This window comes from Arcicella sp. LKC2W (assembly GCF_034931005.1).
Classification (GTDB): Bacteria; Bacteroidota; Bacteroidia; order Cytophagales; family Spirosomataceae; genus Arcicella.
Genome location: NZ_JAYGIN010000018.1, coordinates 118,594 through 144,561, shown reverse-complemented (window position 1 = coordinate 144,561; position 25,968 = coordinate 118,594). Strand labels below are relative to the sequence as shown.

Below are 25,968 nucleotides of genomic sequence, written 5' to 3'. Positions count from 1 at the left end.
AACTATTTCGTTTTACTAATTTTACTTCCGTTTGTCAAGTTAATTTGTCCGCTCGTCACCACTTCTTGTCCTGCTTGCAAACCAGAAATTACTTCGATATTTTCTCCAATTTCACGCCCAATCGTTAATTTTTGAATTGTCGCTACATTATCCTGAACCACATACACATAAGGATTTTTTGTTCCTTCAACCAAAGCCAATTTAGGAATTTGCAAAACACTCGTCTTTTTACCCAAATCAAAGCCAACCATTACATACGTTCCTGCTCTTAATTGATTGGTATTTAATTGTAATTCAACACGATAGTTGTGGTTTTCGTCACCTTTTGGTGAGATAAATTTTACATGACCTACAAAGTTTTTACTCGGAAAAACATCCGAAAATATCGTAGCCATCTGCCCTAACTTTAATTGATATACGTTTTTTTCGTTTACAAAAACTACCGCTTTTAAATGTACATCGTCCACAACGGTAGCAATGACAGTTCCTGGGCTTGCAAATTCTCCTGCCATCAATTTTCGAGAAGTAACAATTCCACTAATTGGCGAGATAATATTTCCGTCTGTAATTTGTTGTTTTACTTGTTCAATCTGAATTCGAGTATTTTCTACATCGTATTTTGAATTAGTTACGCTCAATTCTGTACCTGCATTTCCTTTAAATAATTCGGTGTTTCTTTGTAAATCTTTTTCTAATTTAGATAGCGTTAACTCATTGGCTTTTAGATTAATAAGTTTCAATCTTGAATCTAAATGCCCAATAACTTGACCTTTAGCAACCCTTGAGCCAACTTCAATTCCAAGTTTTTCAATTTTACCTTGAATTCCGATGGCAATTGTAGCTTCGTTGTTCAGTTCCAAATTGGCAGGCAATGATACTTTTCCGTCAAAAAGCTGATATTCTGCTTTAACGGTTGATACCGCCACTGGAATAATCGAACGGTCAACCACTACTTTATTTGCCTCAATTTTTTTCTTGTTTTTTGCAAGGGTAAATCCAATAAAACCGACCACTGCAAGAACTGATAATAATATGATGAATGACTTTTTCATTGTTATAAATGATTAAAATTGACTGATATAGCTTTTTAAATTCCCTTTTGATTTTTCAAATTCGAGCGTTGAACTCAATACATTTATCAAAGAGGTGATATAATTACTTTGTGCTTCTTTATAGGAATAATCCGCATTAAGTAGGTCTGAAAGCGTTGAAACGCCTTTTTGATATTCAAAAGTGCTACTCTCGAAAACCTCTTTGGCAAAACTTAAATTTTCACGATTAATCCCTAAATCCGATTGTGATTTTTGCAATTGAGCATTCGAGTTTCTAAAGGCTAAATTCAAATTATTATCGGTTAATTTCAGATTCGTTTTGGCACTTAGTAAACTCAATTCTGATTGTTTTAACTGACTATTTTTACGATAACCACTAAAGATTGGAATATTTGCTTTTAAACCTATCGTTGAAAAATCAACCCAATTTGAAAAGGCAGCCCCCAAATCATTACCAAAACTCATTACCCCATAACGGGCATACATCGACACCGTAGGCATAAAAGATGCTTGTTTACGTTTTACGTCAAATTCTTGTAGTAAAATATTATTACGCTGAATTTTATGGTCTAAAATATTACCAGCTTCAAAAACTGATTCTTGTGGAATGTTCACAAACGACTCATAATTGGTCATTGGAATAATCACGATTTCTTCGTTTAAAGGCATTCCCATCGCATTTTTCAAACGATTCAAGGCAACTTGCTTGTTGGTTTGTAAAATAGATTTTTGAGAAATAATATTATTTAAACTTGACTGTGTGCGGTCAACATCCGTTTTTTTGATAACTCCTTTTTCCAATCTTAATTTCAAAATGCCCAATAAGTCACGGTATTTTTTTTCATTTTCAAGGATAATTTTTTCTTGTTCCAAATACACTAAAACTTGAAAATAAGCATTTACGGTATTATAAATTACCACATCTTGATTTTGCTCTTTTTTCAGGAGGGATAATTGATTATTGGGTTCCGCTGCTTTAATTCCTACCAACATCGACTTGTCGTAAATCACTTGGTCAACTTGGGCAACAACATTGGTATTGTACTGATTACCAAACTGAACACGTATTTCATTTGGACTAAACGCTCCTGCTGGAATGACCGAAACTTGTCTTTTTAGGTTGTCATCAAACGTAATATTGGTGGCTACCTGCGGTAAATATCCTGCCAAAGCTTCGGTTGATTTTTGTTTGGCTGAAGCAATTTCATTATCGTACAAAGAATGGCTCAGATGATTTTTGAGTGCATAATCTACACATTCTTTTAGCGATATGGTTTGTTGACCGTGAATATCAAAGCCAAAAACGAATAATATCAGATAAAAGATAATTTTATTCTTTTTCATAAATTATAGTTGATTATAATATTATTGACAATTGCCATAGTTGATTGAATCAACTATTAATTCAAAAAAAACTACCCTTCAGCGTTTTCTTTCATTTTACTTAATACTTTTTTAAAAGTTGCCAGTTCATCGTCTGAAATTCCTTGTAAATTTTTAACCATTAAATTGGTAATCACTGTTTCACACTTTTTAAGGACTTCAGTTCCAACTTCTGTAATAACGATATGTTTTTTACGACGGTCAACGGCATCATTTACTCGAACGACATAACCTGATTTCTCTAATTGGTCCACATGACGCATAATGGCAGATTTATCTTTTTGCATTATTTCTGCTAAATCTGATTGTATGGATTCTTCTTGAGAAGTTAAAATTTTGAGTAAATAATGTTGCTCAGGCGACAGGTTTAATCCTTGACTTTCAAACTCTTTCCCTGATTGCTTAAACAATGCTCTAATGGTACTTCCAAATAAGAATTGTAATGAATTTGTTTTTATTTCCATGTCAATATCAATCGTTGACTATTAAAATTGTTGATATAAAATATAGTTAACATAATCAACGATTCAAAATTACAACTAATTTTATTAAATACAAAAAAAGTGTAATATATTTTCAGAATTTTTCAACTGAAACATATTACACTTTTTGAATTTCTGAAAACTAATAATATAGTTTCTGAGATATTTTCGATTTACTCCCCTCCTATTATTCCAAAAGTTGCGGCTTCAGAAATTGAAATAGTATCCGAATAATTAAGGTCAATAACCGTTGCTTCTGGTAAGTTTCTGAGTGTTTTCCAAATTGACCCCAGACCATTTTTTACCAAAAAACTGCCTTTTACGCTTATCGTTAATTCTGAATCATCGGCATTTTTGATGCTTTCTCTGATTCTTTTGGCATAATCACTCTGTTCGTTCTTTTTTGTTTCCGCAATTCCGTCTGTCAATAAATACAATTCTTCAATACTTGTAATTGGGCTTTCGGGTGTACTTTTTGCTAATTTTTGAATCGCTTTTTTATCAATTTTAGCTTTTCCTGTCAATACCTGAGCTTTTAGTACAGGAGACATTTTTTCTAATCCTTCCGCAAAAACGGCATCTCGCTTTATCGTGGCTGGACTGACGTTAAATTCTTCGGCTAATTTTTGAGCAGTATTTTCTAATCCACTTTCTTCGATAGTTTTTCCTGTTCTCAAACCACCCTGCCCTGTTTTTAGTCTTTGATATTTCAATCCTCTGAAATAGGATATTTGCTCAGAAGTCATATTTCTACGACCAATCTGAAAATCAATCATGAATGTTTTTACTTCTTCTATTGATTGAAAAGTCATTAAATCAATCTGAAAATCAACGTTATTTCGTTTGCAAATTTCATAACGGTGGTGTCCATCAAAAAGTACGAAAACTGGTTCAGTTGGATTCTCAACATCTTTGTAAACTATTCCTTTAGTTGTATCCCATACTAAAATCGGCGTGCGACAACCACTCAAAATAATACTTTCTTCCAATGAGCGATATTCGTCATCATTCAATGGTGGAATAAAACTTTTGAGTTCTGGTAATATCGTAAGGTTGTTTTTTACATTTTCAGAACTAATTAATTTGTTATTTTTTAGCGTATTAGCAGTATTTACGGCTAATTGTTTCTTGAAATCTATCCCTTTCATTTTCCTATTTATTAACCACTTGTAAATATTCTATGTATTCATCACAAAAATCTTTGTAACATTTGTACGCTTCTGAATTACTACTTAAAGTTCCTAAAGTTGCTTGTAATGCTTGTGACTTTTGGAAGTCAATTAAATGTCTAATTTCGGTATCAAATACTCTAAAGTCATTCCCGATGCTACTTCTTACGGCATCTTTAAAACCATCGTGAACGGTATTTTTCTTGACCATCGTAAACACAATTCCATCTAACATCAAATCACGATTGGTGTGTCTTTTCACTTCACTGATTCTATTCAATAATGAATTTAGCCCTTTCAATGACGACGATTCTGGAAGCATGGTAATGAGCGTTGAATTTGAAGCATTCAAGGCTGAAACCGTCAATTTGCTCAAACTCGGTGGACAGTCAATCAAAATATAGTCATAAGCTTCTAAAAGTGGCTCAATTTTATGTTTCAAACGAACATCCCCACCAACTTTTGACAATAAATCAACTTCTGTTTCTGCCAAAGAAATATCAGACGGAGCTAACCAAAGATTGTGAAGAATTTCAATAACGGGTAATTCTAAATCTGAAAACAAACAATCTGCTACTTGAACTTCTGGACTTTCAACTCCTAAAATTTGGGATAAATTGCCTTGCGGGTCAAAATCAATCAAGAGAACTTTAAAGCCTTTTGACACTAAAGTTTCTCCCAAACAAGCGGTAGTGGTTGTTTTCCCAACGCCTCCTTTATGATTTACCACTGAAATAACACGGGCGTGTTGATACAAAAACTCATTGTAACCATATTTTTTTAAAATCGGTTCGAGTTTCAATAAATCTTCTTCGCTCAATTTTCGAGAACCATTTGAATTGAAAACTAAGTCTAATTTCCGCTTCGGAAGTCCAGCTTCATCATTTACTCCATTCACGTTCAAAGAAGGATTGTGACGTAAAAAATTGGTAATTTTTTCTAATGTAAGATTAGTCTTCATTAATTTTCAGGTAAATACAGATGTTAAAATTTATATTTTGTGTTGTTATGCTTACTTCTTCGCCTATTTCCAAAGTATCACAATGAGCTTTTGGATTTTGGATTTTCCAAAGTATCACAATGAGCTTTTGGATTTTGGATTTCCCAAAGTATCACAATGAGCTTTTGAATTTTGCGTTTTCCAAAGTATCACAATGAGCTTTTGGTTTTTGGATTTCCCAAAGTATCACAATGAGCTTTTGGTTTTTGGATTTCCCAAAGTATCACAATGAGCTTTTGGATTTTGGATTTCCAAAGTATCACAATGAGCTTTTGGATTTTGCGTTTTCCAAAGTATCACATTGAACTTTTGGAAGTTTAGATAGTTATCCAATCGCCACTTCGTTGTTGCATAATCCGAATTTGAAATTTATTCCAAAACCATTCTTGAAAAATTGATTCTTTCGCTTTCTGTTCAGTTTCCAAAAGTTTGATGCCTACCGAACTATTCAATGACTCTTCATTGACGGAACCATCAGTAAACATGAACAAATTATTAAACAACTTTTCAGAATAAGTTGCTCTTAATTCATCAACTTTTTGGTGGTAAATCACTTTATCGCAATTAATGGCTAAGTTTTGGAGATAGTTCACAAACCAATTTGCAAATTCGCCATTCCAATAAAAGTTGATTTGTTTTGACGAAAATTTGGGTTCACTCTTAATAGCTGGTTCAGTTTTTATAGCAGGCTCAGCTACAATACCCGTAATTTCTGGGTTTTGCAAAGACCAAACCACAAATCCGATTGGGTTATGAATCTTTTTTCCATCACTAATCTGCTTATTAGTTTTAGTAATTTGTGCTAATACTTTTTCAAATCCATAAGTATTTCGCCATTGTTCCAATACACTTTTTGAAACACCTTCCCATCTTTGGGATAAAGTAAGAAGTTGGGAAATCTCAGGGTCAGTATCTTCTACAATTGATGTGGCTACTTCTGGTAAGTATAACAAATTTCCAGAATCTTGCTTTTCACGATTAGGAATTATCCAAAATACCAAACCTGTCACGGCTCTTCCAGATTTTACTTCATCAAACGTAAATTTTATATCCGTATATTTTTCTAAATCTTCTTGAGCTTTTACGATAACTCTTTGCTTGAAATTTCCGTAAAGTGGATATTTATCAACCACATCTAACATTTCTTTTAACTCTTGAACTTTCAGCGTTCGTTTGCCGATGGTTTCATATTGCTTCAAAAGTTCATAAATCCGTATTGAAAACGAACTTTGAAGTTTCAGAATATTACGTACATCGTACATCAAAAACTGGCTTTGAAGTTGAAGTAAGTAGGGCTTCATGTCTGGATGAAAAGAAATATCTAAATACTTCGCCGTTTTTTCTTCCACAAAACTTTTTACACCAGTGGCTATGTGCGTAAAAAGCTCCATTTTACCATCGGGAGTATCCATCAAAACCCGAATTTCACGTCTGCCTAATCGCTCAGCACCTTGTTTCAAAAACTTGTATGAATGTCCGTCTTCTTGCAATTCAAAATCTTGAATTACTTCATGTAGGTAAATTCGATATACTTTAAAATCTTCATCATCTCGATGAATTTTCATGAGCATTTTTGTAAATACTCGCATTTCCCAAATATCAAAACGATATTTACCTTCGACCAAACGATTGGCTTTTCTGATAAGTTTAACTACATCAGTGTCTTTTTTTATAGGTTGATTATTATCTAATTTATCTTTTTTAAGTTTTTTCATATTGTTGCATAGGATAACAAGAAATGGAACTTGGGATTTTTGTTATAATTCAGGTTAAAATAGGTCATATTTTGGTAATTCTGTTATAATACTTCGGTAATTTTGTTATATCTCGTGGTAATTTTGTTATATTAACAGGTAAATCTGTTATATTTAGGCTTGTAAGTAACTGATTATTAAAGCGTTACAACGTCCGAAAATACATTAAACAAAAATTAAAAAGAAAACAACAAACACAAAATTTAAAATAGGTCTTGAGATGATGTTATTTTATTATTTTTCTTTTTTGAAAAAGGATAAAAGATTCTCAGGATACTCTTTTGAAAAAAGAATGATTACCTGTAAAAGCAAATCCCGTTGAAGTATAACATATTTACCAAAATTTAGTCTGTGTATTTTTGTTATAGTTCAAAAACTTGAAAGAATAGTTTTTGGTAATTTTGTTATAATTAACAAAGTTTAAATAGATTTATCGAGTAATGATTCTTATTTGTATCAAATTTAACAAAAATATTTTAATGAGCAAGTGTGTTTGATACAATTTTGAATCTTTAATACTTATCAAAGTATCATTGTGAGCTTTTGGAATATAACATCATCCTTAATACTTATGGATAGAGGCTTGAATTTTATTTTTCCAAGCAGGAAAAACCTAAAAATTAATAGTTAGGATGCTCAAAAAGCCATTAAATAGGTAAAAATAAGATTGTACCACAATTATTGAAGAGTAAAGTTTGAGTGTTTTAGAAAACGAATATAATTATTAGAACTTGAAATGGTTTATTTCTAATATATGTGTCTGAAAACTGGAAAATTATGAACGGGTAGGAGAGAACTATAACATTTTTACCAAAAAAAAGGCGGTAAATTTGGTATAATACACGTTCGATAAAATTGCTGGAAAATAAAACAAGGAAGTTTAGAATAAACTCAATTGACCTAATATTTTAGTTTGAGCTTTTAGATAAGGTTTCCGTTTATCAGATTCAATAAGTCTGACATCAATTCTGAAAACTGTTCCAAGTGTCATTTGCTGACGCTGAGCTTTAGAACAACTTACACACAACTGAGGAACCGCTTGACCTTCAGTAGGACGGACACGAATCTTTTTACGACGGTTATCGTAGTAAGTTTGTAGGCTTATATTTGGAAATATTTTGGACAATACTTAATTATTTATCGAATTAAATTTACAATTAAACCTTCATAACTCAAAATATTGAACCTGTGCAAAAGTAAAATTCACTCTACAATTTTTGTAGAGTGAATTGTTTAAGTCTAAAAATTGAATTATTTAGCAGCGTAAACTTGTTTTAAAAAGTCGGCAACAGCAACAGGTTTTTTTCCAGTCAAAGTTTCGAGCGTATTACTGGTTTTATCAAACTCATTTTGTTTGAAAGCCTCTGCAAATCCTGCAAACATCCCCACATATTCCATTGGAACGCCAGCCGAAGAAAGTGTTTCTATATAAATTTCCTGAGTAGGAGAGACGTAAGCAATCGTTTTTCCAGCAATTTCTCCTAAAATATCTGCAATTTCTTGAAAAGTGATAATTTGGTCACTGTTGAAATCATAAATTTTATTCTCATGCCCTTCAGTTGTGAGAATAGCCACAGAAGCCTCAGCCATGTCCTGACGAAGAGCAAAAGAAACTTTTCCATCGCCAGCAGGGAAAAATATCGTTCCATTTTCTAAAACTTGTTCTCCCAAAAACATTGGAACTATATCGGTGTAAATGCTATTTTGTAGAAACGTATAAGCAATACCAGATTCTTTTAACCATTGTTCCGTTTTTAAATGAGATTCAGCAATGGCAGCAATTGGAGAATCGGCTGATTCATTTTTCCGTTGAAAACTGGTATAAATTACGTGTTTTACCCCTGCGGTTTTTGCAGCATTCACTACATTTTGATGTTGTTGAAGACGATTAGAAATATCATTGCTCGACACAAAATATAATTTATCAATTCCTTTAAATCCCGAAACTAATGAAGTTTCATCATTAAAATCTCCGACACGAATTTCTACGCCCTGAGCTTTAAGGTTTTCAACTTTTGAGGCATCTCTAACCAAAACGGCAATGTCAGATACACTTACTTTATTGATTAAAAGGTCGATTACGGCTTTTCCTAATTGTCCTGTTACACCTGTTACTAATATCTTATTCATCTTTATAAAATTTAAATTGTTGAATTTTGTTGCATACTAAAAGTTAGTTACTTACTTTTAGTATGCAAATATTCTAAAAGTTTAAATCAATAATCAAGAAGGCACTTGAAAGTGTTAAACTTACTTTTGGGTAACTAATGTTAAAAATCAAGTTGTTATGAAAGAAAATATTTTTAAAAAAAATGATTGGAATGCAAAAAATTGCCCTGTTCGAAATGTTTTAGATAGATTTGGAGACAAATGGTCAATCCTTGTCATCATGATTTTGGGAGAAAGAGAACGAATGAGATTCAATGAGTTGAATAAAGAAATTCAAGATATTTCTCAAAAAATGTTAACCGTCACACTTCGAAGTTTAGAAGCAGACGGTTTAGTGAAACGCACCGTTTATCCAGAAGTACCGCCAAGAGTTGAATATGAAATTACAGATTTGGGAAGAAGTTTAGTTCCTTATATTAATAGTTTGGCAGCTTGGGCAAACGTAAATATCAAGGAGATTCAAGCATCGAGAGAGAAGTTTTTGGTGGGTGCTTAAAACTATATACTTAGTTTGGGTAGGAGGGAAGACTACAAAAAAAGCCATTTCGTTTTGTGAAATGGCTTTTTTGTTTTTAAAATTTACAAGTGCTATTGTCCTCTTTCACGAAGTAATTTTTGTAGTTTTTTGCTTTTTTATTCATACAACCTTTCAAATTTAAAAGTTTAACGCCTTTAAATTCCACAGGATGACTTTCGCTTTGTAAAGAAATAGTACCAGAAGTTAACGCTTGTCCATCGGGTTTCATAGCTGGGTCAAAGCCATTGACAACTCCACCACCAATGACAGGTTTTGTATAAGTTATTACTAATTCTCCATTGATGTAATGACGAATCAATGAATCACCCAAAACCTCTATTTCCGCATGAACCCACTGGTCACCATCGTAAGTTTTTGAGTTTGAGTTAATACAATGTCTGGTGTCAAATTTATTTTCATAAGTCACATTCGTACCAGGTGTACATAAATTACAAGTTGTGCGAGGTTTTTGGTCATTTTTCCCGCCCAACAATTGCACCTCTATTGAAATAGGAAAATCTTGGTCTTTCCCCATTGTTTTGGCAGGTTGCCCATGAATCATGATGCCACTATTTCTCCAAGCCCAATCTTCGCCACCTTTTGCTTGTTCTCCCACAAAACGATAATCGAGGGCAATTCTGTAATATGAGTATGAATTTTTGTAGAATAAATGTCCGTATCTGAAATTAAAATTGTCGTAGGCATCATAATTCACGACGATTTTCTGGTCTTTTACGCTAAAAGTTTTCCCAAAATTATCATTTAAGTCATATCCACGTATTTTAATATCCCAACCATCGAGGTTTTTTCCATTAAATAAAGGTTTCCAATCTTTGTTGGATAATTTGCCCTGGGCGTTGATATTGAGGGTAATAAAAAAGAAAAATAAGATTTTTTTCATGATTAATTGCGTTATGAAAATTGTAAAGCATTCAAACGTTGTGAACGTTTTGATGGTAAAAATATATAAGAAATAGACGAAAATACAGCTTTTCGTTGCACTACAATGATAGTAAATTTTTGCAGTTTTGTTGTCCTAATTTGCTTGTAATTTAATCGTTTAGAATAGGAGGGAAGATGATTGTTAGACTTCCGTAAAAGTTTCTTAAAGGTATAATAAGTATCTTTGCCAGCTAATTGATAGCTGCTTTAAATTATAAAATAGGTGAGAATATGGAAATTTAACAATGATGTGTAATGAAAGTAACAAAATTATTTAAAGATTTTTCGGAGAGTGAGAAAGCAGGAGGATTAACACTTATTGCTTGTACGGTAGTTTCAATGATTATTGCCAATACATTTTATGGTAACGAATACGCACATTTTTGGCATTCGTCTTTGGGAAATCAAAGTATTGAATACTGGATAAATGATGGACTAATGACCATTTTCTTTTTACTGATTGGACTGGAATTAGAACGTGAAATTTATATTGGAGAACTTTCTAAGATAAAAGATGCCCTTTTGCCGATTTTTGGAGCAATAGGCGGAATGATGATTCCTGCGATGATTTATTTATACATTAATTATGGTACAAATACGCAGTCGGGAGCTGGCATTCCAATGGCGACAGATATTGCATTTGCTTTGGGTGTGCTGTCTTTATTAGGGAATAGAGTACCGACATCATTAAAGGTTTTTTTAACCGCCTTAGCTGTCATTGATGATTTGGGTGCAATTTTGGTAATCGCTATTTTCTATACAAAAACAATTGTATGGATGAATCTTTTGGTAGCAGCAGCGGTGTTTATATTGCTAATTATTTTGAATAGATTGAAAGTTAGAAATTTGATACCATATCTAATTGGTGGAGTGACAATGTGGTATTTTATGCTTTATTCTGGCGTTCATGCCACCATTACGGGTGTTCTGTTAGCATTTGCTGTTCCCTTTGGAAATGGTGACGAAAAATCAAGTTCATATATTTTACAACACTTTCTCCACAAACCTGTCGCATTTATCATTCTACCTTTATTTGCTTTGGCAAACACCGCTATTGCAGTCAGTACAAGTTTTCAGGATATTGTTACAGAAAGTTATGGTTTAGGTATTTTGTTAGGACTTGTTTTGGGGAAACCTTTAGGAATTGTCGCTTTGGTATTTATAGCCGTAAAATTGAGAATTTGTAAACTTCCCAACGACTTAAATTGGAAGATGATAATAGGAGCGGGGTGTTTGGGAGGCATTGGATTTACGATGTCAATCTTTATTACTTTACTTGCTTTTGAGGGCTTTGAACTGCAAAACAATGCGAAAATTGTCATTTTGGTAGCTTCGGTAATGGGAGCAATTGTTGGTTTTGTCGTTCTTTCGTTCGCTTTAAAACCTACTTTAAAAAGACTTTAAAATGATTGAGTATAAATCGGGAATGTAAAGTTTGAGTGATAGTAGCTTAAAATATTACGGAATTATCTACTATTTGTCGCAAGACAAAATTAGCCCACTGATAGAACAGATAAAACAGATTTACACTGATTTTTCTTTAAATTTATCCGTGTAAATCCGTTGAATCAGTACAATCTGTGGGCTAATTTTATTCTGCGACAAATTGTAGATAGTTCCGAAAGATTATGTATGCGGAAAATATTTCCGCATACATAATCACTTAAAATTGAGCCGAAAAACTATCCTATTTTTTGCTTATTTCGCCTTCCCCACCAAATATAAACGCCTGTAATTGGTAAACTTGCGGAAATTAAACTGACAAAAAAAGCTAATAATTTTCCCGCAAATCCAAATATTGCTCCTATGTGAACATCATAATTCATTCTGATGGCTTTATCAGCAAATTTTGCGTCCTTCAATCTGCCATAAAGATGATTGACGGATAACTCTTTTAGTGAATATTGGTCAAAATAGCGATAATCAATTTTCCATGTTGTACCAACTTCAGTATTGGTATTAATGGCAATAGAGGAACTATCTGAATCTGGAATATGCACTTCAATTGCATTAATATTAGGTTGTTCTAAACTAATTTTTTTCCATAGAATATCAATATTAGGCGTATTTCTACTCTCTGATTTTTTAAAAGTAGTATCAGAAAGTGCTTCGGCAAATACAGTCGATTTTTCGCCACCTAAACGCCAATAGACAGAATTGGCAAACCATTCAAATCCCCAAACTAATCCAGTTAAGGCGATAATTAATACCACCCACGAAGCATAAAATCCCAAAACATTATGTAAATCATAGTTCTTGCGTTTCCATTGGGTGTTTGTTTTCCATTTAAACTGAAAGCGTTGTTTGGCAGCGGCTTTATTTTTAGGCCACCAAAGAATAATTCCAGAAATTAATAATATCACAAAAATCAATGTGGCTGATGCTACAATTGGTTGACCAATGTTGGCAGGAAGCCATAAATAATAATGTCCCATAAGGATAATTCTGAAAAAATCAGTATCCATATCTTTGACTTTTAATACCTCAGCCGAGTAGGGATTAAAATAGATAATATCATAATATTCTGGCTCTATACCGTAAAAAATCGCTTCTACACTTTGTCCTTTTCCTGCATAATTAATGGCGTGTAAATGTTTTTTGGGAAAGATTTTCTTAGCACCCTTTTCAAAAACTGATGGAGGTAATATGGTTTTTGCTTGTGTTTCAGCAAATAAATATGGTTCTGTCAGGGCTTCAATTTCTGTTTTGAAAGCATATAAACATCCTGTGATGCTGACAATAAACACCACCAGCCCAGACGAAAGTCCGAGCCAGAGGTGTAATTGATGGGTTATTTTTTTGAAAGTCATTATCAATTAAAACTTATAGTTAATACTCAAACGAGCATTACGCATAGCCTCGATTTGCGAATAATAATATTTGCTCCAAGTGTAATAAGAACCACCTGTGATTAAATACGTATTGAATAGATTATTAACATTTAATGCAACGCCAAACTTACCAAATTGATAAGAAACTGCTCCGTCGAAACGAGTATAGTTTGGCATAGTTGCGTCAACAGTTTTGTCATAAGCACCGTACCAGTTACTTCTTCCTGCACTATGTTGAACACCAAATGATAATCCCAAACCTTCTAATTTTCCTGATTGGAAACGGTATTTCAACCAAGTATTAAATATGTATTTATCCGTTCCTGATACTTGTCTGCTTACCTGCGAACCGTCAGTATCTTTGGTTACTTTAGCATCGGTAATGGCATAATTCATGGTTAAATCTAAGCCATTCAGAATTTGTCCACGAAGGTCAAATTCAATCCCTTGTGTTTGGGTTTGTCCTAATTGGATTGAAAAATATTGGTGATTTGGGTCTTCTGTTAAAACATTATTTTTTGTGATTTGATATGCCGAAACTGAAGCATTCCAACGTCCATTCAACCATTCTCTTTTGATACCAATTTCTTTGTTATCACCAATAATTGGGTCAAATTTCTTCCCTTCAAAAGTTCCGCCCGCTTGTGGAATAAATGCTTCGTCATACACGGCATACACACTGGTATTTTTATCTACAGAATAACTCAAACCAATTCTTGGCGTAAATTTCTCCGCTTTAACCGTCCCTGAATATGGGTCAGCATCGTTGGTAGTTGTAAAACGTCCTGCCAATGTAAAGCGTAATTTATCGTTTAAAAGTCTAATTTCGTCCTGTGCATAAAGAGCTGTATAACTATTATTATAATGAATTCCACGCTCACGAATATCTAAACTACGGTCAAAAACTGGATATTTACTGGCTGAAACTTGTCCATACACAGGTTTGTAAACATTTAAGTCGCCAATAATTCCACCTTGATTCCAGTCATGGTAATAGTCTTTATTACCCATGTCAAGCCCTACCAAAATACGATGTTTTAAATTTCCTGTTGCTACATCACCGTTTACAAAAAATTGTCCTACTTTGGTTTGTCCTAAAATATCCCAAATCGAAGTAGTTCTTTTTAACGTATCTCCACTGAAACCTGATGCCCAAAGGCTTTGCCCCACTTGGTCATAGTTTAAATAAGCTAATTGACCTGTAAATTTCCAGTTGGCGTTAATGGTATGTGAAAGCGTCACAAATAACGATTGGTCTTTAATGGTTGTTGGTTTCAGATTAGCTTCCAACATCGTGAAATTATACGGTAAATCGCTGATACCTTTTGCTGAAAACGCATAAGCAGAGCCAATTGGAGACATTTCTACTCCTTGATAAGTATATTCCGCTGTTAATGAAGTATTAGGATTAATCTGGAACTTTACGACTGGAGCAACCGAAACTCGGTTATTGTACTCAAAATCACGATGAGTACCTTTCATTTGTCCCATAACATTGAGGCGATACAGAATTTTTCCATCTTTACTTAATTTTCCGTCAAAATCTGCGGTACTTCGATATGTGCCAAAACTGCCAACCGTCATTCCGATTTCGGCCTTTGTAATTCCAGTTGGTTTCTTGGTAACAACGTTATAAAAACCACTTGGTTCGCCACTGGCAAGCATAAATCCTGCTGGACCTTTTACAATTTCAATGCGTTCAACCATACTCATATCTTCCGTGAGTGGTCCCCAAACCTCCGTTACGTTCATTCCGTTTCTGAAAGCCGCAATTCTTGAACCACGCATGACAATTCTCGCATAAGTTTCCCAGTGTTCAGATCGTGAAGCACCACTTACATTACGAGTAACGCCTTCCGACATATCAAAAATCTGTTGGTCTTTCAACGCTTGAGCAGTCACTACTTGAATATTCTGTGGAATTTCTAAAAGTGGGGTTTTTAAACGAAGAGAAATAGAAGGATAGTCCGTTACGTATTTACTTGGATTACTCGAAACCAAAACTTCTTGTAATTGTGTAGCATTTGCTTCCAAAGTAAAATCAACGTTTTGGCTTTCAGCACCTTTGATAGTAACCTTTTTGGATTCAGACTTTAAACCTACAAAACTCACTTGAATTGTATATGTTCCTGATTTTATGTTGGTTAGTTGATAATTTCCTTCAATATCTGCTACTGTACCTTTATTTGTGCCTTTCAAGATTACACTTACAAATTCAGCAGGTTTGCCATCAGATGTTACCACTTTACCTTTTAAAGTAGCATTTTGAGCAAACACTGCCCAACTCATTAAAAACAGTATTCCTGTAAAAATCGCTCTGTTCATTATTTTTCTGTTAGATGAAAAAATTGTCTTTTAAAATTTATGACTGCAAAGTTTAAATTTATTTAGACTTATTCCAAATAAAAAACAGGATTATTTAGATTTATTCTAAATAATCCTGTTTTTTATTGTATAATTAATAAAACGAGCGAGAGTATTACAAATTCACTTAATTAAAAATAGCTCACAAAGGCACGATGAATTTCATAATTGGACGTTTAACGAATACTTCAAAAAACGTTAATCCGAAGATGGCACAAAGAATTCCTGCCAAAACATCAATCACATAATGATGATTTGAATAGATAGCAGAACCCCAAATTCCCAAACAAAAAATAGTAAAGAATATGGTAATGTAGCCCATTTTCTTCTTAATTGAAAAATACAAAACAATCAATGGATAAGCAGAATGTAGTGAGGGCATGGCGGCAAAAACGTTAGCATTTTTTTCGTACAAACCTTTAAAAATCGGTGTACCCATTATCTCATCAAAGTGCTTTAGATTACCCACATTTCCCATAATATCGAAGTGTTCCACAAAACCATATTCGGCTACATACCAAGGCGGTGCGGCGGGGTAAGCATAATATACCACAAAGCCAATCAAGTTGACTAATAGAAAACTGTACGAAAAACTGTAAATTAAGTGCTTATCATTGAAAAATAGATACGCCCCAAAAAATAACGGAATCGGTACCCAATTGATGTAAAATAAGCCTGACAAAACATCTAAAAAAGTGGTATGGTATTTAGACAAAAACTCGTTTAGCGTAAGTAATTGACCGTTATCAAAAACACCAAATAGGGCTTTGTCTAATAAATAAGGTTCTTTGATGTGTACTTTATTTACTTCATAATTTGGAATGACCCGCATAGAATCATAGATTATCCAAAAAATAATGAAGGGCAACATTGCTTTCAAAAAACTGCGAGTGTAACCATTGAAATAATAAAGCATAAGCACTAAAATATACAAAATCAAATGTTCGGGGCGGAATGGAATGACAAGATTAAACCACGAAAAATAGAGTATCGTTAATGCTAAACTCATTGAACCATTTGATTTTGTAAATCTTACAAAATTATCTTTTTCAGCAATTGCCCAAAAAATATTAGGGCTTGATTTTCTCGTAAATATCATCTCCTGTGGTTAAATCTTTTCCAAAAACTTCTACGTAAATTACCTTCGGACGAATATTACTGCCTTCGGTTTTAACAAAAACGTGGTCTAATTTGGCGAGTTTATGATTGATTTCTATCTGAGCAAAAGGTTTTTTGTTTTTGTCTAAACTGACTCTAAGTTTTTTCTTTTTGTAAGAGACAATCCATGCTTCAAAATCGTTTTTATAGGCTGTTTCTTTGGTACTGATGCCGTAAGCTAATAAATTCTGTATCCAAGTAAGCTCTTTTTTCTGACCAGATTCTTGATAACGCAACCAATATACGTTGATTGGATTTTCATAATTAAAACTTCCATTCGCCATCAAATTGGCATCATAAACTATCGTATTGGTGTTGGCACTCCGCTGAATATAAAATAATCGGAGCGGAGAATCGGGTACTTTAGGATAGTTTGTCGGAGAAAAACCAAATGATTCAAGGCTCGTTAGCAATAGAATAATCCATGCTATAAATCTATTTTTCATGATTATTCAATGCTTTTTGAGTATGTTCAATCCGTTGAAGAGCCGTGTAATTTGAGAGAATCGAAACAATTGCCAATGGAATCGTAAAAATTGAAATGGTTTCAAACCAAGGAATATTTGGCTCAATTCCTTCAATTTTAAAGTCTGCTCCCAAAACGGGTGAAAGTAAACCGCATAAAAGGGCTGAACCACCAATAATGACAATTCTTTCGGGGCGTTGCATCCAACCAATATCACATTTTATGCCTAAACCTTCGGCTCTGGCACGGGTGTAACTTACCATAGATGAGCCAATTAAGGCTAAAAAAGCAAAGAACGAACTGAATAAATAATCTTGAGCAATTAGGTAATAACAGATTCCCAAGAACATAAACATTTCACTATAACGGTCTAAAACGGAGTCGTAAAATGCTCCAAATTTGGTGGACATATTGCTTAATCGAGCTAAACGTCCGTCAATCATATCAAAAACTCCTGCAAATAAAATCATTGCTCCGCCCCAGCCAATATAGGTCATATCGCCACGCACGGATGCTTCGGCAGCATAAACAAATATTCCTGCGGCAATGATATTTAAGCCCAAACCAATCGTTGTAATCATATTGGGCGTAATTTTTAGCGTAATTAAAAGTTTTATAAAAGGATTAATGATTTGATATATAAATTGTTGTCCCGTATTTTTTAATGCGTACATGATTTTAAGGTTTTAAAAGTTAAAAATCAAACTTAAATCTTCCACGAATTCCGTATTCTGATACATTGGGATTGTCTAAATACGAAAGTCTTTTTACTAAGTCTATTCTAAAAATTTTGAAAATATTTGAAATTCCAACACTCGCCTCCATGTAAGCACCATCAGCCAATGAATAGGTGAGGGGTGTTCCGTCTTGAGCTTCTGGAAAGCGATATAAACTGTAATTATTTTCTGGTAAATTCTTGCTACTAATACCACCCCAAAGTCCTTTGAAAGTGATGACTTCTCGCAATTTCAACTTTTTGATTAATGGTATCTTGTTGAAAATGAATCCATTAAAATAATGGTCAATGAAAATGGCAGCGTATTTATCGGAAGCAAATTCGAGAAAATTCATTAAGTTGTATGATTCCAACTGATACGAATACGACTGATTGGCACGGTGAATCATCAATAATGGAAAAGGAACTGTTCCAAAAACTTTCCCAGCTTCGGCGGTTACATCGGTGTAACCAATTGGCGAAGTAAAGAATCTTTTATTTACTCTAAATGTCAAATTATGATAATTATAATCGCCATGCAGTAAATTATTGATGCCAACGGTATATCTCAATTGAAAAATCGGATATTTATTAATGATGGGTATTCTATAATTTTTTCCTTGATAAAACTGTTCGTTTGGAGCAAATCGTAAATTGACCGAAAGTTCGGACGTGGTTAAATCTTTCTCTTGATACAAAGAACCTTCGGTTGCTTCGGCACGAGAATATCTTTCAAATTTGAGCGAACCAGCCGCTTCCTGTATCAAATTTTTGTAACCTAATTCATAGCTAATGCCATTTCGTGATTCATGACGATAATCCAAACGGAAAATTTTATTGTAGGTCATTTTATCATTTACCCCTCTTTTGAAGGATAAAAGAATATTATCTTCTTGGATAAATTGTAGTTCCTGCCCTGGAATTCTCACTTCATCTTGGTAGGAAACTCGTAAAAAATTATTCGGAAAATCATAAATTGAGTTATTGCCCAAATTGTACGTTACTCCTAAATATCCTTTCCATCTTTCATCTTTAAATCCATAAGCAGCGTAAGTTTCTACGTACAATTTTGGGTTCAGTTTTGCCATTGTTCGACCTCCCAAACGTAGTCGTAATCCTTCAACGGGGTTAAAACTGTAAAAGGTATTGGCGGGTCCAATTTCAAAATCGCCAAAATCCTTATACCCAAATAATACCAATCCCGCTACGGTCATGAATCTTTTGAAAGCAGGTACTTGCTGAATACTATCCGCCATTTTGTAAATGCCTTTTTCGACAGAACTTAGTCCTTCGTGTCGGGCAGAAACCCAAAAAGATTCATCTTTATCTAAAGCATTTGACATTAAGACATTTCGCTGAATGGGTGTAAATGTCTTATTGTCAATGGGTTGATTAATAATGTAATTTCGATACGAAACGGTTCTTTTCCCTAAAATACCCCTTTTGTTTTCCTTTTGACTAAATCCAAAATCTATGGATACTTCATCTTTTGAGAGCATTAATTTATTGTTTCCCAATACCGTAAACTCCTGTTCAACTAATAATTCGTTGACAAAATTTAGATTTATACTTCTCGGAACGCCCAATTTTACTTTGCGTACTGAAAAATTTGAATCTAAAGAAATGTACATATTGCCCACAAATGCAAAGTCAGCAGGATTTCTTGGCGAAAATCCTAAATTGACACATTTCATATTTTGAAATTGAAGTGTGTCCAAAATGACAAAACGGTAAAACGTTGGCGATAAATTAGAAATTGGGCTAATAAATTGGTTCGTCAAGATGCTAATATTGCTTTCATAAATATTAATATCTTCATATAACCGATTGATATAGGTTGAGATACCATTATTGTCAATGTATTGGTCTAAGCCAATTTTCTTTTCGCCTTTAATATATGCTTTTTCTTCTTTTGGGTTTTTTCTAAAAAAAACGTCGGCAACAGTTTCTTTTAGATATAGAGGTAAAGAAACATTGCCTGTGGTTTTTGAGGTATCGAGGTTATCAAAAATGAATTGAAAGTTTTTGAATGCCTTTTTGTTTTTGTAGTTGTCGTCAATATTATTCAGATTGAGTTGAATTTTTTCGTACTTCTCATACTGGTAAAAATCAAAACCTTCTTTACGGTTTTCGTCTCGATGAGCAATTACTTTTTTAATCAATACAACCGCAGGATTATCTTTATTTCGGTACTTATCTTTTTTAGCTTTCACCACAATTTCCCCTAAATTTTTAGATTGTGGAATCATTTTGAAGGAAATAGTTTGGCTTAATTCTTTTTTGAAATTTTTGATTTCAGTTTGGTATCCAACCGACGAAAACTGTATTTTGCTCGCTGATTTATCTTGAATTTCAAATGTGTAATTTCCGTTAATATCGGTTTGCACACCTTGTTTTGTGCCTAAAACTACGATATTGACAAACGGAATGGCTTCATTGGTTTTGCTATCAATGATTTTTCCTTTAATTTTTGTTTGTCCCACAACAGATACTATGCTACTAAAAGTTAATAGCATTATCATTAAAATATTGTTTTTGGGGAAGCAGTTAGTTATTATTTTGTATAGATATTTTTTCATGATTTTTTGTATTGAATACAAACCATCGGTTTAACCCATAGCTGTATACGACGAAAACAAATGTTCCCACCAATGTCCTGATAATTAGGTAATCCAGCGTTATCATTTTACTCAGTATCCAAACTCCCGAAGTATTCATCAGCGAATTTCCCACCGAAACAAGCCCATATTTGATGAATTGGTAGGACTGATTTTGAGATTTTGATTCTTTGAAAACCCAATTTCTGGATAATATAAATCCCGCAACTCCTCCGATGATATTACCTGTTACCGTTGCCAAAGCATAAGAAAATCCTAATGATTGTAATACCCAATAGGAAGTGCCAAAATCAATCAATGTTGCCAGTCCAGAAACTGGTACAAATCGCAAAAAAGGTCGGAGGAAATCGGACATGATTTTAAGGGAAAAAGATGATAATTTGTAAACATCCGTTTGCCCAAACTCCAGCGGCTATATCGTCCAACATTACACCCCAACCATTCGGATATTTTTCAAAGTATCTGATATTGAAAGGTTTAAAGATGTCAAATACTCGAAAAAGAAGAAATCCTATGGCTAAATTTTGCCAAGAAAATGCCACAAAACATACCGTCAAAAACATTCCAGCCACTTCGTCAATAACAATTTTGGAAGCATCTTCACCCCAATGATGTTCCATAACGCCCGACGACCACCTGCCAACAAATGTTGAAATTAGGGTTAATAAAACCAAAACCCATTGATAATGAACATCTTGTGTAAATTTTGCGATGATAGCAATGATTCCACAAGCCAACAATGCACCAAATGTTCCTGAGCCTTTTGGAATAAAACCTATTCCCAAAACGGAAGCGATAGCTTTATGTAAATACAGCATATTTTATAAAAGAAGGCTCTTCAATTTGGGTCGAGAGCCTTCTTGCTAACCAATTGCTTAAATTGTTACTTCCACTTCTTCATCTTGGTAATAATCAAGACCAAGATTTGTGATAAGTTCTTCACCCATCAAATAACGAAGCGTATTTTCCAATTTCTCCAATTGCTTAAATAAATCGTGGATAGGTTCTAATTCTGGTAATGTTTGTGGAGCTTTCCAATAGAATGATAGCCATTCTTGGATACCTGTCATGTTTGCTCTTTTGGCAAGGTCAAGGAATAATGCTAAATCTAAAACGATAGGAGCTGCCAAAATAGAATCACGACACAGGAAGTTTATCTTAATCTGCATTTGATAACCCATCCATCCAAAAATATCAATGTTATCCCAACCTTCTTTGTTGTCGCCAAGTGGTGGATAATATTCAATTCTTACTTTGTGGTGAATATCACCATATAATTCTGGATTGATTTCTGCATCTAAAATCCCATCTAAAACATTCCCTTTTGAAACCTCTTTCGTTTTGAAATTCTCAGGAGCATCTAACACTAAACCATCTCTATTTCCTAAGATATTTGTTGAAAACCAGCCTCTTACACCTAATGCTCTGGCTCTGAGTCCTGGAGCAACAATCGTTTTCATCAAGGTTTGTCCAGTTTTGAAATCCTTTCCTGCCATTGGTGTACCTGTCAATTTTGCTAATTCTTCCAAAGCAGGAATATCTAAACATAAATTTGGTGCACCCATCGCAAACGGAACATTTGCTTTCAAGGCAGCATAAGCATACATCATTGACGGAGCAATGTCTGGGTCGTTATTCAATAAACCTGCCTCAAAATTGGCTAAAGAAGCATGAACTTCTTTGGCTTCGTGGTAAATTTCGGTAGAACCACACCAAATCATTACTAAACGGTCGCAGTCGTTTTCAATTTTGAAATTATCAATATCTTCCAACAAAGCATTTACCAAATCTTGTTTTGTTGCACCCGTTTTCACGTGGTCACCGTCTAAGTTTCTTACATATCTTTTGTCAAAAACGGCTTTCATTGGTTTAATTTGTTCAAGTTCATCACGAACTTGGTCGATTAATCCCTTTTCCAAAACCCCTGCATTCATTGCGGCAAAGTACATATTATCTCCGTACACGTCCCAACCTCCAAAAACTAAATCGTTTAAATTAGCTAATGGCACAAAATCTTTAATTTTGGGATTTCTATTTTCAGTACGTTTCCCAATACGAATATTGGCAGTTTGTGTTAGTGAACCCGTTGGCTGAGAAAGTCCCTTGCGACTTGCCAAAACTCCTGCAACAAATGTTGTCGCCACAGCTCCCATTCCTGGCATTAAAATACCTAATTTACCTTTTGCTGGTTGAACAAAAATCTCCTTCATTCTAAGTTTGAGTTAATTACAGCGATAATCTTAAAAATCATATTGGCCTAAATGTCTCTAAAATTTTACCTCTGTAGATTGTGATAAAATAAAATATTCAGTAGAAAATTATTTACAGAACACTCAATTATTTTCTGGATTCATTTTGTTTGTAAATAATTTTCATTTGAAATTGGTTATAAATTGGACTACTAAAATGTCTTGTTGATGATGTCTAAACAAAAATATAAAACGAATGATTTAAACAAGTGATTAAATTGTGTAATTAAAAAAACACACTTGGAATGAGTGTGAAAACTTATAATCATCTGATTTAATCAATTGATTAAATATGGGTCAAAAAAATATTTACTCGGTATCGGCAGGTCCAAAAAGATAGTTTCCAATCATTTCTTTGATAATTTCTTTGTGGTTTGCCGCAAAAATATCGAAATCTTCATCAGTCATTCCCCAAATTTGAGTAGTCATAATTCTACTTTGAAAAATAAATTGAATATTAGACTTTAGTAACAGCATGATATGTACGGCACTAATATCTCTAATTTCTCCAGACTTGATGGCATCCAAAACCTGCTTTTCAAAAAAACTTTGATTCAAAACTTTTTTGATTGATAGTGTTTCTAAGAAACGTTCAGGGTTTCGAGTTAGTTCATTCAAAACAAAATTTGCCAATTTTGGATTGTTCTTAAACATTTCAAAATCATGGTCAATCAGTTTATTCAGTTTATTGCGTAAAGAAATCGGTTGATTAAAAATTTCTAAAATTCCTTTAAAAAATAGTTGAATCATATCCTCAAACACGCTACGAAACAATTTTTCTTTACTCCTGAAATAGTAATTCATTAAAGCACAGTTTAAATCTGCTTCTTTGGCAATATCACGAATAGTCGTTCCATCAAAGCCTTTTTCTAAAAAAACTTTGATTGCGGCTATTTTAATTTTTTCTTCAGCAGATTTATTTGAGCAATTCATATTCATTAATGGTTTCACAAAATTAGGAATACAAAATTACAAAACAAATTTTAAACAAGTATTTTAATCATTTGTTTAAAATTGTAGGATGGAATATTCATGGCTATATCCCCACTTATGCTTATTTCAAGGAATCAATAACCTTATAAAATCTATTTACCTCATGCTTAATTACCCAATCTATATTCGTTTGGGGTAATTCCTACTTCTTTTTTGAATAAACGGCTGAAATATGGTGGATTTTCAAAACCTAATTGATAGGCTGTTTCGGCAATGGTGTTATCACTGCTGAGTAATAGATTTTTGGCTTCGTCAATCAAATAAATATGGATATGTTCTAATGCCGTTTTGCCAGTTTCTTGCTTTAATAAATCACTTAAATATCGAGCAGACAAGTTCAATTCTCCAGCAATCGCATTGACACTTGGTAAGCCATGATGTTTTATTTTGCCTGTTTCAAAATAATCAGAGATTGTTTTATGAAATTTTGAAACGGTTGTTCCCGAAAGTGTATTTCTGTTCAAAAATTGGCGTTTGTAGAATCTTTGAGCATATTTTAGTATAGAATCTATATGAGTCAGAATAATATCTTTGGTAAATTCGTCTTGATTTTGTCGATATTCAAGTCCAATTTTGTCATATAATTCCCAAATAATTTGTTCTTCGGCAGGCGATAAGTGCAGGGCTTCATTGGTTTCATATTCAAAATAACCATATTTTTTAATTTCCTCGTGTTGCGGATGCCCTAAAAGGTAATCTTCATGAATATAAATGACAAAAGCTTTTTCGGCTAATTCTACATTACTTATTTCGATAACTTGTCGAGGTTTTATAAAAGACATAGAACCATTATCGTGGTCGTACCGTGTTTTACCATACATAAATGTCCCTGATTTTACCTTTTTTAGCGAAATCATGTAGAAATCCGTCGTGAATTTTTGCCCTCCCCAAGAACAAGTGGTTAATTCATGACACGTCAATAAACTAAGCATTGGATGTTCTGGTAAAGCATATCCGCTGGCTTGATGTAATGCAGTGATGGTTTTATAATGATTCATGGCATTGTATTTAAAATTGGATGGCTAATTTCCCAATGGTTCAGCTTTTGTCAATTTTAGTAAAGCGTTATGATTTTTAAAATCTTCATAACGCTTTTTGAGAACATCAATTTAAAATTCTTTGTTCACTTATTTTCCATGTGCTTTTACACTCACTTCTTTCCATGCTTCCCAAGTTGCTAACCTTTGTAGATAGGTTGCTTTAATGGCTGGATAACCTATTTTACCCAAAAGTAATCTAAATGGAGGTTCTGGAGCGTCAATGAACGTTAAAATGGCTTCAGTCGTTGCATCTGGAATTCCATAATGGTCTGGATTATAAGCGTTTTTGAATGCCGTTTTTAAATTATCATAGGCTCCAATTGATTGCGATTGTGCTGCTGACGCTCCTGCCCAATCTGTTTCGTAACCATTTGGTTCGATTAATGAAACCTTGATGCCAAACTCTTTTACTTCACTTGCTAAAGTTTCGGTTAAGCCTTCCACCGCAAATTTTGAAGCATTATAAAGCCCTAAGGTTGGGAAAGTAATATGTCCCAAAACACTCGAAACTTGAATGATATGACCGCTTTTTTGTTCACGCATAAAAGGAAGAACTGCTTGCGTTACCCACAATAAACCAAAGAAATTTACTTCCATTTGCTTACGTGCTTCTTCTTCGCTTGCTTCTTCAACTGCTCCAAATAAACCATAACCCGCATTATTGATGAGAATATCAAGTTTTCCGAAATGTGCGTGAGCTTTTGCCACTACCTCAAAAGATTGCTGACGATTGGTTACATCTAATTGAAGGGGTAAAACCTGATTGCCGAATTCACTAACTAAGTCATCTAAATCTGCTAAATTGCGGGCAGTTGCAGCTACTTTATCGCCACGTTGTAATAATGCTTTTGCCCAAATTTTCCCGAATCCACGAGAAGCTCCTGTAATTAAAATTGTCTTTGACATCTTATTTTTTGTTTAATTTGATGTTGCAAAATTACCGACAGTTATTCACTCAAGTCTTATACAAAATTCGGAAGTTGTGATACATTTTTACGAAAAGGACTTTTAAGTATTGGCTAAATGATAAAGGCTCTTATTTAAAAGAGCATATTTTCAATTTGTC

Annotated in this window: 23 protein-coding genes; 2 read left to right on the top strand and 21 right to left on the bottom strand. The window is 33.7% G+C overall.

From position 1 onward, the window contains the following. Positions 1–2: 2 nt before the first annotated feature. The 8 genes from VB796_RS15545 to VB796_RS15510 all read right to left on the bottom strand — a co-directional run bounded on the left by VB796_RS15545 (position 3) and on the right by VB796_RS15510 (position 8,970). Entirely contained in the window at positions 3–1,052 is a 1,050-nt protein-coding gene (locus tag VB796_RS15545; RefSeq protein WP_323347483.1) for an efflux RND transporter periplasmic adaptor subunit, read from the bottom strand. Between the two features lie 12 nt (positions 1,053–1,064). Next, positions 1,065–2,396, bottom strand: a complete 1,332-nt coding sequence (locus VB796_RS15540; RefSeq protein WP_323347482.1) for a TolC family protein — start codon at positions 2,394–2,396, stop codon at positions 1,065–1,067. 71 nt (positions 2,397–2,467) lie between these two features. After that, entirely contained in the window at positions 2,468–2,899 is a 432-nt protein-coding gene (locus tag VB796_RS15535) for a MarR family transcriptional regulator (RefSeq protein ID WP_323347481.1), read from the bottom strand. Between the two features lie 191 nt (positions 2,900–3,090). Further along, on the bottom strand, positions 3,091–4,065 hold the full coding sequence (locus VB796_RS15530; RefSeq protein WP_323347480.1) for a hypothetical protein: 975 nt from the start codon (positions 4,063–4,065) through the stop codon (positions 3,091–3,093). A gap of 4 nt (positions 4,066–4,069) precedes the next feature. After that, the gene (locus tag VB796_RS15525; RefSeq protein WP_323347479.1) at positions 4,070–5,047 is read right to left on the bottom strand and encodes a ParA family protein; all 978 of its coding nucleotides are present in this window, start codon (positions 5,045–5,047) and stop codon (positions 4,070–4,072) included. Between the two features lie 356 nt (positions 5,048–5,403). Then, on the bottom strand, positions 5,404–6,801 hold the full coding sequence (locus tag VB796_RS15520; RefSeq protein ID WP_323347478.1) for a replication initiation protein: 1,398 nt from the start codon (positions 6,799–6,801) through the stop codon (positions 5,404–5,406). Positions 6,802–7,720: 919 nt separating this feature from the next. Further along, a complete protein-coding gene (locus VB796_RS15515) occupies positions 7,721–7,966 on the bottom strand; it encodes a hypothetical protein (protein ID WP_323347477.1) in 246 nt (81 codons plus the stop codon). 125 nt (positions 7,967–8,091) lie between these two features. Then, positions 8,092–8,970, bottom strand: coding sequence for an SDR family oxidoreductase (locus VB796_RS15510; protein WP_323347476.1), 879 nt, complete (start codon positions 8,968–8,970; stop codon positions 8,092–8,094). A gap of 157 nt (positions 8,971–9,127) precedes the next feature. Between VB796_RS15510 and VB796_RS15505 the strand changes: the two genes are divergently transcribed. Then, complete coding sequence (locus VB796_RS15505) at positions 9,128–9,505, top strand: helix-turn-helix domain-containing protein (protein WP_323347475.1); 378 nt, start codon at positions 9,128–9,130, stop codon at positions 9,503–9,505. Between the two features lie 76 nt (positions 9,506–9,581). Here VB796_RS15505 and VB796_RS15500 read toward each other — a convergent pair whose 3' ends face one another. Beyond that, entirely contained in the window at positions 9,582–10,427 is an 846-nt protein-coding gene (locus VB796_RS15500) for a DUF1080 domain-containing protein (protein ID WP_323347474.1), read from the bottom strand. A 296-nt stretch (positions 10,428–10,723) separates the two neighbouring features. Between VB796_RS15500 and nhaA the strand changes: the two genes are divergently transcribed. Continuing rightward, positions 10,724–11,872 carry a Na+/H+ antiporter NhaA gene (nhaA, locus tag VB796_RS15495; RefSeq protein WP_323347473.1) on the top strand — a complete coding sequence of 383 codons (1,149 nt, stop codon included), beginning with the start codon at positions 10,724–10,726 and terminating at the stop codon, positions 11,870–11,872. 278 nt (positions 11,873–12,150) lie between these two features. On the opposite strand, the gene VB796_RS15490 is transcribed toward nhaA, so the two are convergent. The 12 genes from VB796_RS15490 to VB796_RS15435 all read right to left on the bottom strand — a co-directional run bounded on the left by VB796_RS15490 (position 12,151) and on the right by VB796_RS15435 (position 25,808). Next, the gene (locus VB796_RS15490; protein WP_323347472.1) at positions 12,151–13,278 is read right to left on the bottom strand and encodes a PepSY-associated TM helix domain-containing protein; all 1,128 of its coding nucleotides are present in this window, start codon (positions 13,276–13,278) and stop codon (positions 12,151–12,153) included. Positions 13,279–13,284: 6 nt separating this feature from the next. Then, positions 13,285–15,624, bottom strand: a complete 2,340-nt coding sequence (locus VB796_RS15485) for a TonB-dependent receptor (protein ID WP_323347471.1) — start codon at positions 15,622–15,624, stop codon at positions 13,285–13,287. A gap of 181 nt (positions 15,625–15,805) precedes the next feature. Continuing rightward, positions 15,806–16,762, bottom strand: a complete 957-nt coding sequence (locus VB796_RS15480; protein WP_323347470.1) for a phosphatase PAP2 family protein — start codon at positions 16,760–16,762, stop codon at positions 15,806–15,808. After that, on the bottom strand, positions 16,734–17,267 hold the full coding sequence (locus VB796_RS15475; RefSeq protein ID WP_323347469.1) for a DUF4833 domain-containing protein: 534 nt from the start codon (positions 17,265–17,267) through the stop codon (positions 16,734–16,736). Before VB796_RS15475 ends, VB796_RS15480 begins: the two co-directional genes overlap by 29 nt. Continuing rightward, the gene (locus tag VB796_RS15470; protein WP_323347468.1) at positions 17,257–17,961 is read right to left on the bottom strand and encodes a CDP-alcohol phosphatidyltransferase family protein; all 705 of its coding nucleotides are present in this window, start codon (positions 17,959–17,961) and stop codon (positions 17,257–17,259) included. The genes VB796_RS15475 and VB796_RS15470 overlap by 11 nt, the downstream gene beginning before the upstream one ends. A gap of 19 nt (positions 17,962–17,980) precedes the next feature. After that, positions 17,981–20,524 (bottom strand): DUF5686 and carboxypeptidase-like regulatory domain-containing protein, encoded by a 2,544-nt coding sequence (locus VB796_RS15465; RefSeq protein ID WP_323347467.1) that lies wholly within the window; start codon positions 20,522–20,524, stop codon positions 17,981–17,983. 25 nt (positions 20,525–20,549) lie between these two features. Further along, entirely contained in the window at positions 20,550–20,975 is a 426-nt protein-coding gene (locus VB796_RS15460; protein ID WP_323347466.1) for a GtrA family protein, read from the bottom strand. 4 nt (positions 20,976–20,979) lie between these two features. Further along, positions 20,980–21,438 (bottom strand): phosphatidylglycerophosphatase A, encoded by a 459-nt coding sequence (locus tag VB796_RS15455; protein WP_323347465.1) that lies wholly within the window; start codon positions 21,436–21,438, stop codon positions 20,980–20,982. A gap of 57 nt (positions 21,439–21,495) precedes the next feature. Beyond that, a complete protein-coding gene (locus VB796_RS15450) occupies positions 21,496–22,830 on the bottom strand; it encodes an inositol-3-phosphate synthase (RefSeq protein WP_323347464.1) in 1,335 nt (444 codons plus the stop codon). Between the two features lie 348 nt (positions 22,831–23,178). After that, a complete protein-coding gene (locus VB796_RS15445; RefSeq protein ID WP_323347463.1) occupies positions 23,179–23,802 on the bottom strand; it encodes a TetR/AcrR family transcriptional regulator in 624 nt (207 codons plus the stop codon). 167 nt (positions 23,803–23,969) lie between these two features. Continuing rightward, positions 23,970–24,860, bottom strand: a complete 891-nt coding sequence (locus tag VB796_RS15440; RefSeq protein WP_323347462.1) for a helix-turn-helix transcriptional regulator — start codon at positions 24,858–24,860, stop codon at positions 23,970–23,972. A 129-nt stretch (positions 24,861–24,989) separates the two neighbouring features. Further along, positions 24,990–25,808: an SDR family NAD(P)-dependent oxidoreductase gene (locus tag VB796_RS15435; RefSeq protein ID WP_323347461.1), complete on the bottom strand. Its 819-nt coding sequence runs from the start codon at positions 25,806–25,808 to the stop codon at positions 24,990–24,992. Between the last annotated feature and the right edge of the window lie 160 nt (positions 25,809–25,968).

Excerpts from the sequence above, each read along its gene's own strand:
- VB796_RS15510 (WP_323347476.1), bottom strand. The coding sequence starts at position 8,970 with ATGAATAAGATATTAGTAACAGGTGTAACAGGACAATTAGGAAAAGCC.
- VB796_RS15535 (WP_323347481.1), bottom strand. The coding sequence starts at position 2,899 with ATGGAAATAAAAACAAATTCATTACAATTCTTATTTGGAAGTACCATT.
- VB796_RS15450 (WP_323347464.1), bottom strand. The coding sequence starts at position 22,830 with ATGAAGGAGATTTTTGTTCAACCAGCAAAAGGTAAATTAGGTATTTTA.
- VB796_RS15465 (WP_323347467.1), bottom strand. The coding sequence starts at position 20,524 with ATGATAATGCTATTAACTTTTAGTAGCATAGTATCTGTTGTGGGACAA.
- VB796_RS15455 (WP_323347465.1), bottom strand. The coding sequence starts at position 21,438 with ATGCTGTATTTACATAAAGCTATCGCTTCCGTTTTGGGAATAGGTTTT.
- VB796_RS15525 (WP_323347479.1), bottom strand. The coding sequence starts at position 5,047 with ATGAAGACTAATCTTACATTAGAAAAAATTACCAATTTTTTACGTCAC.
- nhaA (WP_323347473.1), top strand. The coding sequence starts at position 10,724 with ATGAAAGTAACAAAATTATTTAAAGATTTTTCGGAGAGTGAGAAAGCA.
- VB796_RS15505 (WP_323347475.1), top strand. The coding sequence starts at position 9,128 with ATGAAAGAAAATATTTTTAAAAAAAATGATTGGAATGCAAAAAATTGC.
- VB796_RS15545 (WP_323347483.1), bottom strand. The coding sequence starts at position 1,052 with ATGAAAAAGTCATTCATCATATTATTATCAGTTCTTGCAGTGGTCGGT.
- VB796_RS15485 (WP_323347471.1), bottom strand. The coding sequence starts at position 15,624 with ATGAACAGAGCGATTTTTACAGGAATACTGTTTTTAATGAGTTGGGCA.
- VB796_RS15435 (WP_323347461.1), bottom strand. The coding sequence starts at position 25,808 with ATGTCAAAGACAATTTTAATTACAGGAGCTTCTCGTGGATTCGGGAAA.
- VB796_RS15480 (WP_323347470.1), bottom strand. The coding sequence starts at position 16,762 with ATGATATTTACGAGAAAATCAAGCCCTAATATTTTTTGGGCAATTGCT.
- VB796_RS15540 (WP_323347482.1), bottom strand. The coding sequence starts at position 2,396 with ATGAAAAAGAATAAAATTATCTTTTATCTGATATTATTCGTTTTTGGC.
- VB796_RS15490 (WP_323347472.1), bottom strand. The coding sequence starts at position 13,278 with ATGACTTTCAAAAAAATAACCCATCAATTACACCTCTGGCTCGGACTT.
- VB796_RS15500 (WP_323347474.1), bottom strand. The coding sequence starts at position 10,427 with ATGAAAAAAATCTTATTTTTCTTTTTTATTACCCTCAATATCAACGCC.
- VB796_RS15520 (WP_323347478.1), bottom strand. The coding sequence starts at position 6,801 with ATGAAAAAACTTAAAAAAGATAAATTAGATAATAATCAACCTATAAAA.
- VB796_RS15470 (WP_323347468.1), bottom strand. The coding sequence starts at position 17,961 with ATGTACGCATTAAAAAATACGGGACAACAATTTATATATCAAATCATT.
- VB796_RS15440 (WP_323347462.1), bottom strand. The coding sequence starts at position 24,860 with ATGAATCATTATAAAACCATCACTGCATTACATCAAGCCAGCGGATAT.
- VB796_RS15475 (WP_323347469.1), bottom strand. The coding sequence starts at position 17,267 with ATGAAAAATAGATTTATAGCATGGATTATTCTATTGCTAACGAGCCTT.
- VB796_RS15460 (WP_323347466.1), bottom strand. The coding sequence starts at position 20,975 with ATGTCCGATTTCCTCCGACCTTTTTTGCGATTTGTACCAGTTTCTGGA.
- VB796_RS15445 (WP_323347463.1), bottom strand. The coding sequence starts at position 23,802 with ATGAATTGCTCAAATAAATCTGCTGAAGAAAAAATTAAAATAGCCGCA.
- VB796_RS15530 (WP_323347480.1), bottom strand. The coding sequence starts at position 4,065 with ATGAAAGGGATAGATTTCAAGAAACAATTAGCCGTAAATACTGCTAAT.